Origin of the sequence: Paenibacillus sp. Leaf72 (assembly GCF_001422685.1) — a bacterium.
In the GTDB taxonomy this organism is placed as follows: domain Bacteria; phylum Bacillota; class Bacilli; order Paenibacillales; family Paenibacillaceae; genus Pristimantibacillus.
This window is the reverse complement of record NZ_LMLV01000001.1, coordinates 1,410,074-1,421,503: the sequence shown is the minus strand read 5'-3', so window position 1 is coordinate 1,421,503 and position 11,430 is coordinate 1,410,074. Positions and strand designations below refer to the sequence as shown.

Below are 11,430 nucleotides of genomic sequence, written 5' to 3'. Positions count from 1 at the left end.
AAGGTTAAAAATAAAGCTTACGCCTGCTGCTATTCGCCTGCTGCTATTACAGCTTTTGTTGCAGCAGCACCTCATAGCCATAAGCTGGCAGCTGCAGTGTGATACTGCTGGACTCTGCATATCGGGTTTGTTCGGTATGACGAAGCAGAGACACCCACTCATAACGCCCGCTTAGCGCTTGGGCGGCTTCTGTTGCTGCTTCTGCTGAGGCTCCTGCTGCAGGCAAATCGCCAATTCTGCTCGTTATTCCGTTCACTGATGTGCTTTCTAACGTGCTGCTGGCCTTACTGCTCCTCGTGCTTTCCGCTCTCAGATCTACGCTGCTTTCGTCTGCACTTGCGGCGACCTCCCGCGAAGCTTCCTCGACCGCTTTATCGTCTAAGCGAATGCTAACCTCAGCCGGTTCGGCTCCGGCATTCATCGCGATAACGATTCGCTCGTCGCCTGAACGGCGCTCATAAACGATGATGCGCCCTGTTTCATCGGCTTGGATGAAGCGAATGTCCGCACCGCGAAGAGCGGCATGGCTGCGCCGCAGAGCGATCGCTTGCTTAAAGAAATCAAGCAGCGCAGCGTTCTGTCCCTCTGATTCCCACACCATGCATTTGCGGCATTCGGGATCGCCGCCGCCATTTAAGCCGATTTCATCGCCATAATAAATGCACGGGACGCCGGGATAGGTCAGCTTGAACAGGGTGGCCAGCTTCATCGCGCCAAGCTCATCTCCGCAAACTGTCAATAGTCGTGGCGTATCGTGGCTGCCTAGCAAATTGAAAGCCGTCTCGGTTACCTGCTGCGGATAAGCGGCGAGCTGAGCGCCAAGCGCATTAGCGAAGGTGGAAGCATCCATTGTCTGATAAGCGAAAAAGTCGAGTACAGCATTCGTGAACGGGTAATTCATGACGGCGTCGAATTGATCGCCCTGCAGCCACATAATCGAATCATGCCAAATTTCACCGAGGATGTAGGCTTCGGGATTCGCTTTTTTCACAACGGCTCGGAACTCGCGCCAAAACTGATGATCCACTTCATTGGCGACATCGAGCCGCCAGCCGTCGATTCCGATTTCTTCAATCCAGTAGCGGGCAGCCTTAAACAAGTATTCCTTAACATCGGGATGCTCGGTATTGAGCTTTGGCATCAGCGGCTCGAAGGCGAACGTCTCGTAGGTCGGTATGCGGTCTACTACACGCAAAGGCCATTCCCGCACATGAAACCAATCGGCGTAAGGTGATGACGCGCCGCGCTCAAGCGCATCAACGAATGGTGGAAACGTTCGTCCGGAATGATTGAATACCGCATCCAGCAGCACGCGTATGCCCCGTTGATGGCAGGCGTCCACCAGCTCCTTGAGCTTCTCATTCGTGCCGAAATGCGCATCTACCTTCATATAATCCTCGGTATCGTATTTATGGTTAGTCGTAGCTTCAAATAAAGGATTGAAATAAATAGCGTTTATTCCAAGCTCGCCGAGGTAGTCCAGATGGTCAATGACCCCCTGAAGATCGCCTCCAAAAAAATTGCGTGGAGTCGGATCGCCGCCCCAAGCCTCAGTCACTTTAGGATTCAAAGCAGCATCGCCGTTTGCGAACCGCTCGGGAAAAATTTGATAAAATACAGCATCCTTCACCCATGCAGGAGGGGCAAATACATCAATTGGATTAATATACGGATAGTCAAAAAAGCTGTTCGAGTTTTCTGGCATCGCTCCATGAAAGCCTGTTTCCGTCAAAATAAGCTGCTCCAAGCCGCTAGTCAGCTGGAAGGCGTATCGCAGCCTGCGAAAAGGCGGTATTACCGCAGCTTCCCAATAGTCGAACAAGGCGTCGGAGGATAGCAGCGACATCTCAATCAGTTCCTGGGTTTCCTTCCAGGCATATTTGTCGCCAACGATGGCGTGGACTTGGTCCATATCGCCTTTTTTGGTGCGCAGGCGGATATGCAGCGTTTTTCCGTCGTAGGCATACGCCCAGTTTTGCTTTGGTCGATGATAAATAGCTTCCAATAACATCATTCCACTCTCCTCAAGTTTAATGGCTTAAACGAGCAAGAAGAACGCAAAAAAGGTACAACCCGCACCTTCTTAGCGAGGTTGTACCTTCTTCATAATCGATCCGTATTCGATCGTAATGTTTTGGGTAGCATTGCCTTTATCTTCAGCTTTGATTATACATCTAAAAGGGAAATGATGCCATCATTTGTTTTGGAAAAATGAGCTTAAGCATGGACCGAAGCGGCATGAGCCTGGGCTTCCAGGAAACGCTCGGCGTCGAGCGCCGCCATACAGCCGCTGCCAGCAGCAGTAATCGCTTGGCGATACTGGCGATCCTGTACATCGCCACAGGCGAATACGCCAGGGATGTTCGTCTCGGAAGTTCCGGGCTTCACAATAATGTAGCCTTGCTCATCGGTGTCGATTTGACCGCCAAGGAAGCCTGTGTTTGGCGTATGCCCGATCGTAATGAACACGCCGTCTGCCTCAATCAGCTCTTCTTCGCCTGTTTCATTGTTGCGGACTTTCAGGCCCTGAAGCCCGGTATCTCCGGCTGCCACCTCGAGCGGGGTGCGATCGAGGCTCCAGGAGATTTTGTCATTGTCGCGAGCGCGGTCTTGCATGATTTTCGAAGCGCGCAGCTCGGAGCGGCGGTTAACGACCGTTACTTCCGACGCGAAGCGAGTCAGGAACACCGATTCCTCCATGGCGGAGTCGCCGCCGCCGACAACGAGAATCTTTTTGCCGCGGAAAAAGAAACCATCGCAGGTTGCGCAAGTGCTGACGCCGCGTCCAATGTTCTCCTGCTCGCCGGGAATGCCGAGATATTTCGCCGAAGCGCCGGTTGAAATAATGACCGATTCAGCTTGCAGCTCGCCGATTCCTTCAACATCAAGCGTATAAGGGCGTTTGCTGAAATCAACGCTTTTTACAGAGCCTGTGCGGAACGTAGCGCCGAAGCGCTGCGCTTGCTTGCGCATATTGGACATCAGCTCGCTGCCGAGAATGCCGTCAGGGAAGCCGGGAAAGTTTTCGATTTCGGTCGTTGTCGTCAGTTGGCCGCCTGGCTGCCAGCCTTCAATAACGAGCGGCTCCATGTTGGCGCGAGCCAAATAAATAGCAGCGGTTAATCCCGCAGGTCCAGTACCGATAATAATTGTTTTATGCATAAATGATTGCCTCCATTCGATAGCTTCTGATCATAAATTCTAGTTTAAAATTATTACAATTAACGGGTACTGTCAAACATGTTCATCTTAAATTCATCTATATGTATTATGGTAAAGGAAAGTCGAACAAAAGGGGTGATCCGCATGCCGAAAATATTAGTCGTAGATGACGATCCAAACATTCGTGAGCTAGTCAGCATTTTGCTGCGCCGTGAAGGTTTTCAAATTATAGAAGCACAGGATGGACAAGATGCGCTGGAGCGGTTGGAGACGGTGCTGCCGGATTTGGCTGTTATTGATGTCATGATGCCGCGCATGGACGGCTGGACCTTATGCGAAACGCTGCGCGCCTCGTATGATATGCCGCTGCTGCTGCTGACCGCTAAAGGCGAAACGGCGAATAAGGTAAAAGGCTTCGGCCTCGGAGCCGATGATTATATGGTTAAGCCATTTGAGCCGCTGGAGCTGGCTGTACGCATTAAGGCTTTGCTTAAGCGCTACCGCATCGCGGCTTCACAGACCGTGGAGCTGGGGCAGCTGATTCTCAATTTGAGTGAATTTCATGTCACGATGGCTGGCAAGCGGATCATGCTGCCGCCTAAAGAGTTTGAGCTGTTGTTCAAGCTGGCAAGCTACCCGGACAAAACGTTTTCAAGGGAACAGTTGATTGAGCAAATATGGGGCATGAACTATGAAGGGGATGAGCGGACGGTGGATGTGCATATCAAACGGCTGCGCGAGCGCTTTACCGAGGAAGAGGCGGGCATTCGGATCGTCACGATTCGCGGACTCGGCTATCGAATGGAGGAGCTTGAATGATTCGCAGCCTGTATGTTCGCGTGACCTGGACGTTTCTGGTCATAGTGGTCATCAGCATGGGCATCGCTTATTGGATGGCGGATCAAATTTTCACAAGGGATTTAAGCGGACAATTTCCGGCTCAGCTGGATCGCTCGATTGTGCGGATTGAGCAGCTGTATGCGGCTTCCTCGCCGAAATCCTTGAGCATATTCATCAAGCAGGTTGCCGATATGCAAAATTTAGCGATTGTAGCCGTTGGCCGTGGTGGCGAAATCATTGAGGCGGGCAAGACCAGTGCGGAAATCACACAGCTTCTAACCCCGGCAATTATCGAAAATGTTTTCGCTGGACAATTGCAAATGCTGTCCAGCGAGGAGGAGGGCGAAACCAGCCGGCCGTCGTCGCCTCCGGCTTTGGGGCGCAAAGCTGTGCTTGGCGAGAGTGATTGGGCGTTCTTCGTTCGGCCCGATCGCGTGCCGGAAATTCGCAGCTTTCAGCGCAACACCTACACCATATTGATCACCCTGCTGGTCGTCGGCTGTATTCTAATTCCGATTGCGGCCCGCTACTTGGTCAAGCCGCTGAAAATGATGACCGAAGCGACGAAGCGCATCGCCACCGGAGATTTTACTGTGCAGCTGCCTGTGCAGCGCCGGGATGAGCTCGGCAATTTGGCCGACAGCATCAATCGCATGACAGTAGGCTTGTCGCAGCTGGAGACGATGCGGCAGGATTTTGTATCCAACGTCTCCCACGAAATTCAATCGCCGCTGACTTCAATCGGCGGGTTCGCCGAGGTGCTGCGCAGCGAGCAGCTGACCGATGAGGAACGCGATCGCTACGTCGGCATTATTAAGCAGGAGAGCAGCCGCTTGTCCCGGCTGAGCGAGAATTTGCTTAAGCTGGCTTCGCTGGACTCGAAGCAGCATCCCTTTGAGCCGCGTGCGATCAGGCTGGACCGCCAGCTGCGCGACGTTGTGCTTTCATGCGAGCCGCAGTGGATGGCGAAGCGGCTCACGGTTGAGCTGCTGATGGAGGAGACGGTCATCGTCGCGGATGAAGATCAGCTGAGCCAGGTTTGGAACAATCTGCTGGCGAACAGCATGAAGTTTACGCCGGATAATGGGCACATCCGCATTACGCTGTCCGAGGAAAACGGCTGCGCAATCGTGCGTATTGCCGATAGCGGCAGCGGCATTTCCCCCGCTGATCAGGAGCGGGTATTCGAACGCTTCTATAAAGCGGATGCGGCGCGGGACCGGATGAAAGGCGGCAGCGGACTGGGGCTGTCGATTGTGAAGAAAATCGTCGATATTCATGAAGGTTTAATTGAAATCGAATCAAGCGTATTAGCCGGCGGGAGCAAAGGGACACCATCCGGCACAACGATTCGGGTCATGCTGCCGCTTCATTCAGCACTGCTGCAAGCGGCTCCGACCGCCAGCGGTGAAAATGACGTTGGCTAGCTGGAAACAGGAGCCAAGACAAGGTATGATGAGGAGAGCTCTACACGAACAATTAGCGAAAGATGGAGGCGGCGACGTATGGGAAAAAAGGTACGCAAAGCGATTATCCCGGCAGGCGGACTTGGCACAAGGTTTTTGCCAGCAACGAAGGCGCAGCCTAAAGAAATGCTGCCGATAATAGATAAGCCAGCGATTCAATATATTGTAGAAGAAGCGGTGCAGTCGGGCATCGACAGCATCGTCATTGTGAGCGGCCGCCATAAACGGGCGATCGAGGATCATTTTGACAAGTCGGTTGAGCTTGAAGGAGAACTGGAGGAACGCGGCAACGAGGAAATGCTCAAAGTTGTGAAAGAAATTTCGCAGCTGGCTGACATTTATTATGTTCGCCAGAAGGAGCCGCTTGGTCTGGGACACGCGGTGCTGTGCGCGCAGCGTTTTATTGGCGACGAACCATTTGCGGTGCTGCTCGGAGATGACATTTTGACATCTGAGCCGCCGTGCCTGAAGCAAATGATCGATCGTTACGAGCAGTATTCTTCCTCCGTCGTGGCTCTTATGGAAGTGCCATGGAATCAGACGCACAAGTATGGCATTGCCGATATTCGGGACGAGGCGGGACATATCCGTGAGCTGATCGAGAAGCCGCTGCCTGGGCAGGCGCCGTCGAATTGGGCTGTTGTTGGGCGCTATGTGCTGGAGCCGGCTATTTTTGACCTCTTGTCTAAGGCCGAGCCAGGCAAAGGCGGGGAGATTCAATTAACGGACAGCCTGCAACGGCTGAACGAGCTGTCGCCGATTATTGGGCATCGCTTTACGGGCAAGCGCCATGATGTTGGAGATAAGCTGGGCTTTGTCCAGGCGACGATTGATTTTGCGCTGGAGCGCGAAGATTTGCGGGAAGACGTCCGCCGCTATGTGCTGGAGCGTCTGGCTGCCTATACGCATAGCTAGTCTGCATGAGGCGATGATGTATTTTTGTGTCAATTTAGTAAATTAATTTCCTGCTCATCTTTTTTTAAGGTTATTTTCATAAACCGGTTTTATAATAACACTACATTAAGTAGTTATAGCAAGGTGTGAGGCAGTCTTGGGAACAAGTGACATTCAGACAAAAGGGCTGGAGAGGTTTTTTGGCCCGCTGGAGGCAAGGATTATGACCATCCTGTGGTCGCAGCCTGATAGCTACATCAAGGATGTACAGCATAAGCTCGAACAGGACAAGCCATTAAATTTCAACACTGTTATGACCGTCATGAATCGGCTTGTAGACAAGGGGCTGCTCGTGAAATCATCAGGCAAGCCTTCGAAATATACGCCTGTGCATACGCAAGAGCAGTTTCTGAGCATTCAATCCAGGGAGCTTCTTGAAGATCTTGGCCCGCTCGTCGTCAACTATATGTTCGATGCGATGGAAGAGGTTGATGAGGAACTGCTGGATAAGCTGGAGCAAAAAATCAAATCGCTTAAAGAGGGCAGACGCCATGAGCTGGAGTCTTAGGTCGAAATGGATGTTTGGCTTGTGCCTGATGCTGATTGGGTTCACGCTGCTGCAAATGGGCATGTATGCGACGCATACGCTGTTCGGCTGGGAGAAGGCGGCGTTTAATGTATTTGAAATTTGCGAGAGCCTCATTAAGAGGTACAGCCTGCTGCTCCTTAGCTACATTATGAAGCTTGCCGTTTTTGGGACGTTCGTGCATCTGTTGTACGTTACGGTGAAGCATTGTCTCGGCGTACGGGCTGCAAACCGTAAAATGAGCATTTTAGAGCATGGCGGTTTAACGGAGGAACTGAATGCGCGGTATTTTGCAGGCAGCAAAGCGATCATGGTCGTTTCGCATCAAGAACCGATTGCGCTGACGCTTGGTTTTCTTCGTCCCAAAATCATTTTATCTACTGGGCTTCTCGGTCTGCTTGATAAGGAAGAGCTTGAGGCGGTCATCGAGCATGAGCACTTTCATTACCGAAATCGCGATCCGCTGATGATTTTGATTTTGCAGGTAGGCGCAACGGTGCTGTGGTACATGCCGATTCTTCGCTTTGGAGTCGAGCAGTACAAAACGACCCGTGAGCTGTTAGCCGACCAATTCGCATTGCAGCGCCAGGTGAGCGAGCATAGTCTTGGCAGCGCGCTGCTCAAGCTTGTGAAATACAGCCGTGGGGAACGGAGCAGCCGGACCTTTGTCCATGCTTCTTTCGCCGACCATTCGATTAATTATCGGTTAATGAGGCTGCTGAATCCCGAGTCGCAAGAGCTAAGCATGCGTTGTCCAGTGGTGGCATTGGTATTATCCATACTGACCTTCGGATCGATTTCCGTCATGTATCTTCCTATTATGCTGTAGAAGTTCAAGCTTGACGCCATACTAATCTTTCAAAATGCAAGCTTTATGCGAAGCGCATAGCTCCCTTCAGGGGAAGGCGCGCTTCGCCTTTATATAACTTACAACACTACACAATGTAGTTTTAAAAACAAAGGAGGATTTTACAATGAAGAAGAAAAATGTGGTTATTGGTGCTGTCGTTGCGGTTGTTTTGCTAGGTGGAGCAGGTGCATATGCCATGTATGATTCGTTTACGGGCAACAACAAGGAAATCAAAAGTGTTATTGGCACGGAAGCGGCCGCTACAAACAGTGCAGCAGGTACGACTAGCACAGGTTCTGGCTCTACTAATAGTGCAAGTGGTACGCAGACGGCTGCTGTTGGCGCTGTGGCGGATATAAACGGAGCATGGACCATTGATTCCACCTCCAATGTGTATTTCTCGGTTACGACTTCCCGTGAGACAGTTAACTTCGAAGTAAATGGTGTAACAGGCACTTGGAATGTAGATACGGCGGATGCGGCAGCTAATGCGGCGGATGCAAGCCTCGATATGAACGTACTAGATTCGGGCAATAGCCAGCGCGATGGGCATGTGAAGGGAGCGGATTTTCTCGATGTGACCAACTTCCCGAACTCCACGTTCAAGGCGACATCATTTGAGGCGCTGCCAACGGAAGTGAAGGACGGCGAAACGTTCCCGCTCATCATGACTGGCGACTTGACGATTAAAGGGATAACGAAGGAAGTTACTTTTACAGGACAAGCGGCATACAGCGACGGCAAGCTGAATGTGGAGAGCGAGACGGTCGTCACGTTTGAGGACTTCGGCATGCAGAATCCGCATAACGTCGTGATGGATACCGAAAATAACGTTACCGTGCAGCTGCGCCTTACTCTATCGCAAAATGCCTAACACGCGATTGGCGAGCCGCCAAGCGGTATCTTCTTTAAGCAAGAGCAGGGCTTAGGCCTTGCTCTTGCTTTTTTTATGGAGAAGGAAACGTAAACATATATCAATAAGGTAATTATCTTATTTTGGCTAATTCAAAAGGAATGTTATGATAGGCTAAAGCTGATGCGGGTGAAGCGAGCAGGCATGCTCGCCTAATTCAACCATAAGTTTATTAAGCTTATTAAATTTTTTAAATTTCCCATCATTTAAAAATGGAGATCATTTACTATTTCATATAGAATAGAGGGAAGGACGATTAAAGTTTGATTGCGTCAGGAGATGAGCACAGGTGCATTGCCAACATTGCGGAAATAAATACGAGCCTAGTGCCGTTTACTGCAGCAAATGCGGGAAACCGCTGCTTCAGGACGCGCAGGCAAATGAGCAGACGCAGGCCATTGTCATTCAAGAGCATGAATTATTCATTCGGGAGGCAAGCGCCTCATTAGTGCCAGAGCAAGCGCCAGTACGAAACAGAAGAACCCGTGCCGGAGCTGGGCGTAAGTTTATTATTGCGCTTGTGCCTGTTGTTGTGTTCATTTCGACCTCTGCCGGGGTATTTTCTTATTACATATATGAAAGCGATTTGAATGATCATGTCGCCGAATGGCACGAGCAAGCGAAGCAGAAAGCTTGGGGAGGCAAATATCACGAAGCGATGGTCCAGCTTGAGAAGGCAGCGAAGGTGCGTCCAGCCTACGGTGCTCTTCAGGATGATATGGATATTGTCAACGAGGCGGTTGCGATCGAAAATAAAATTAACCTCCTTGCCAGCGAACTGGACAATGGATCTTTGACGGAGGCTGGACCGCTAGTGAAGCAGCTGAATACGCTGCTTGCAGGCCGGGAGGAGCAGATTTTTTCTCCGCTGCGCGAGGCGTTTGCCGATTTAAATGTTAGAATGGTCGTTGTACAGGTGCAAAATGAGCTGGACCAAATAAATTCGCTGGATGCTTTGGCGGTGAAGCTTAATACCGTTAATGGTTTAGGCGGCGAAGAAGCGGTAGCTGTGCGCAAGCAGATTGTGGACAAAATCGCGATTGTATGCCAGCAGCAAACGAAGGAGCTGCTTCAGAAAAAAAGCTTCTCCGAGGCGATCGCCATGGTACAGAAGGGAATGGCCTATGCCCCGGAGGATACGAACTTGACGAAGCTGCTTGAAAGCATTCATGCGGAGAAGCAGGCTTTTGAGCAGGCGGAGCAGGAAAGAATTGAGCGTGCGATGCAGAAAGCGGCGGAAGAGGATTTGCTTAACCAAACGGCGGCCGTTGAAGTGGTGAAGGTGGATACGAGCTTTGATGAAACGGGCATCTTCAAAATCCATGCCTTGCTCAAAAATGCTGCCACTAGGCCGATTTATTCCGTTGAAATCCAATATTCGGTGCGCGGCAAGGATAAACAGATTTTAAAGAAGGGTACGTCTATCGCCATGCCTAACTATATAGAGCCTAACGAATCCTTTACTTTCGACGCAACTGTGGAAGGCATTGAAGAGACCGATGCTACTGTCGTCATCGATCATGTCACATGGTATTTGGACTAGGAGAAGATATTGATGAGAAAAGGAACTTGGCTTAGCCTTATAATGTCCGTTGCTTTTCTGCTTTTTGGAGCTGGAGCGGTCGTATTTATCCGTTCCGAAATTCCCAAGCAGCTCAGTGGCAAGCCGCTGCTTGCCGTGTCAGATACGCGCTCGGAGAAAACAGGCAAGCCGCTTAAAGACGTCATTTATGAAACGCAGAAGCTGGTCGTCATGATTGAAAGCGGCAATGGCAAGCAGGGATCAGGCTTTTTGTACAATAATCAAGGTGATTTGATCACCAATGCGCATGTCGTATCCGGCGTTCATAAGGTGAAAATCCACACGTCTGATGCACGGGAGCTTGATGGCGAAGTAATTGGCATCAGCACGGAGACGGATGTCGCGGTTGTCCGCGTCCCAGGACTGGTTGGCGAGAAGCCGCTTAAGATGGTTCGCAATAAAAAAGCGGAAATCGGCGATGAAGTGATGGCGATCGGCAGTCCGCTTGGTTTTCAAAATACAGTAACGACTGGCATCGTTAGCGGCTTGGGCCGTAATTTTACGATTGAACCGTATTCGTATAAGGATTTGTATCAAATTTCTGCGCCCATTGCGCCAGGAAACAGCGGTGGCCCTCTGGTCAGAAGAGAGACAGGCGAAGTGCTCGGGATTAATTCAGCAGGCATTGAGCAAGGTTCGATCGGGTTCAGCATTCCAATCGTCAATGTGCTGGCAACGGTGGAAGCCTGGTCGACGAAGCCGATGGAGGTGCTGCCTGAGCAGGAGGGCACGAATAGCACGGGCATGGCAAAGCAGGAAGCGACGATGAGTGAATATGCCAGCTACTTGGTTACTCATTTTTACGACAGCTTGAACAATGCCGATTATGTTTATGCCTATTCCTTGCTGGGCGGCAGCTGGAAAGAGGGTACAAGCTATGACGCATTTCGGGAAGGTTATATGCCAACGCGCAATGTCGTCATCGACGATATGCATGTCACGGTCAACAACGATCAGCAAGCGACTGTAACGGCGATTATTTCAGTAGATGAACGAGTAAGCGGCAAAAACAAGCTGAGCAAATATCAGGTGATTTACGAGGTCGGCTATGAGAACGATCAGCTCAAGCTGATAACCGGCAGAGGCAAGGTCATTGAGCAGGCCGCACATGAGAAAGAACAGCATTAACGCTAATTG

Annotated in this window: 10 protein-coding genes; 8 read left to right on the top strand and 2 right to left on the bottom strand. The window is 50.8% G+C overall.

Annotation, left to right across the window (positions count from 1 at the left end; genetic code table 11):
- Nucleotides 1-46 precede the first annotated feature (46 nt).
- Together ASF12_RS06135 and trxB are read right to left on the bottom strand one after the other, a co-directional pair.
- The gene (locus ASF12_RS06135; RefSeq protein ID WP_081418633.1) at nucleotides 47-2,011 is read right to left on the bottom strand and encodes a glycoside hydrolase family 13 protein; all 1,965 of its coding nucleotides are present in this window, start codon (nucleotides 2,009-2,011) and stop codon (nucleotides 47-49) included.
- Between the two features lie 206 nt (nucleotides 2,012-2,217).
- Nucleotides 2,218-3,162 carry a thioredoxin-disulfide reductase gene (gene trxB, locus ASF12_RS06130; RefSeq protein WP_056030942.1) on the bottom strand — a complete coding sequence of 315 codons (945 nt, stop codon included), beginning with the start codon at nucleotides 3,160-3,162 and terminating at the stop codon, nucleotides 2,218-2,220.
- 144 nt (nucleotides 3,163-3,306) lie between these two features.
- Between trxB and ASF12_RS06125 the strand changes: the two genes are divergently transcribed.
- From ASF12_RS06125 to ASF12_RS06090, 8 genes are all read left to right on the top strand, one after another.
- Nucleotides 3,307-3,981 carry a response regulator transcription factor gene (locus ASF12_RS06125; protein WP_056030939.1) on the top strand — a complete coding sequence of 225 codons (675 nt, stop codon included), beginning with the start codon at nucleotides 3,307-3,309 and terminating at the stop codon, nucleotides 3,979-3,981.
- Nucleotides 3,978-5,429, top strand: coding sequence for a sensor histidine kinase (locus ASF12_RS06120; protein ID WP_056030936.1), 1,452 nt, complete (start codon nucleotides 3,978-3,980; stop codon nucleotides 5,427-5,429). Before ASF12_RS06125 ends, ASF12_RS06120 begins: the two co-directional genes overlap by 4 nt.
- A 78-nt stretch (nucleotides 5,430-5,507) precedes the next feature.
- A complete protein-coding gene (gene galU / locus ASF12_RS06115; protein ID WP_056030933.1) occupies nucleotides 5,508-6,383 on the top strand; it encodes a UTP--glucose-1-phosphate uridylyltransferase GalU in 876 nt (291 codons plus the stop codon).
- A 136-nt stretch (nucleotides 6,384-6,519) separates the two neighbouring features.
- Nucleotides 6,520-6,930: a BlaI/MecI/CopY family transcriptional regulator gene (locus ASF12_RS06110; RefSeq protein WP_056030930.1), complete on the top strand. Its 411-nt coding sequence runs from the start codon at nucleotides 6,520-6,522 to the stop codon at nucleotides 6,928-6,930.
- Nucleotides 6,914-7,777, top strand: a complete 864-nt coding sequence (locus tag ASF12_RS06105; RefSeq protein WP_056030928.1) for a M56 family metallopeptidase — start codon at nucleotides 6,914-6,916, stop codon at nucleotides 7,775-7,777. Before ASF12_RS06110 ends, ASF12_RS06105 begins: the two co-directional genes overlap by 17 nt.
- 145 nt (nucleotides 7,778-7,922) lie before the next feature.
- Complete coding sequence (locus ASF12_RS06100) at nucleotides 7,923-8,672, top strand: YceI family protein (protein WP_056030926.1); 750 nt, start codon at nucleotides 7,923-7,925, stop codon at nucleotides 8,670-8,672.
- A 328-nt stretch (nucleotides 8,673-9,000) separates the two neighbouring features.
- The gene (locus ASF12_RS06095; RefSeq protein WP_056030923.1) at nucleotides 9,001-10,254 is read left to right on the top strand and encodes a zinc ribbon domain-containing protein; all 1,254 of its coding nucleotides are present in this window, start codon (nucleotides 9,001-9,003) and stop codon (nucleotides 10,252-10,254) included.
- Between the two features lie 12 nt (nucleotides 10,255-10,266).
- Nucleotides 10,267-11,421, top strand: coding sequence for a S1C family serine protease (locus ASF12_RS06090; RefSeq protein WP_056030920.1), 1,155 nt, complete (start codon nucleotides 10,267-10,269; stop codon nucleotides 11,419-11,421).
- Nucleotides 11,422-11,430 lie beyond the last annotated feature (9 nt).

Coding starts and splice junctions, on each gene's coding strand:
- ASF12_RS06135 (WP_081418633.1), bottom strand. CDS start 2,011: ATGTTATTGGAAGCTATTTATCATCGACCAAAGCAAAACTGGGCGTAT.
- trxB (WP_056030942.1), bottom strand. CDS start 3,162: ATGCATAAAACAATTATTATCGGTACTGGACCTGCGGGATTAACCGCT.
- ASF12_RS06125 (WP_056030939.1), top strand. CDS start 3,307: ATGCCGAAAATATTAGTCGTAGATGACGATCCAAACATTCGTGAGCTA.
- ASF12_RS06120 (WP_056030936.1), top strand. CDS start 3,978: ATGATTCGCAGCCTGTATGTTCGCGTGACCTGGACGTTTCTGGTCATA.
- galU (WP_056030933.1), top strand. CDS start 5,508: ATGGGAAAAAAGGTACGCAAAGCGATTATCCCGGCAGGCGGACTTGGC.
- ASF12_RS06105 (WP_056030928.1), top strand. CDS start 6,914: ATGAGCTGGAGTCTTAGGTCGAAATGGATGTTTGGCTTGTGCCTGATG.
- ASF12_RS06100 (WP_056030926.1), top strand. CDS start 7,923: ATGAAGAAGAAAAATGTGGTTATTGGTGCTGTCGTTGCGGTTGTTTTG.
- ASF12_RS06090 (WP_056030920.1), top strand. CDS start 10,267: ATGAGAAAAGGAACTTGGCTTAGCCTTATAATGTCCGTTGCTTTTCTG.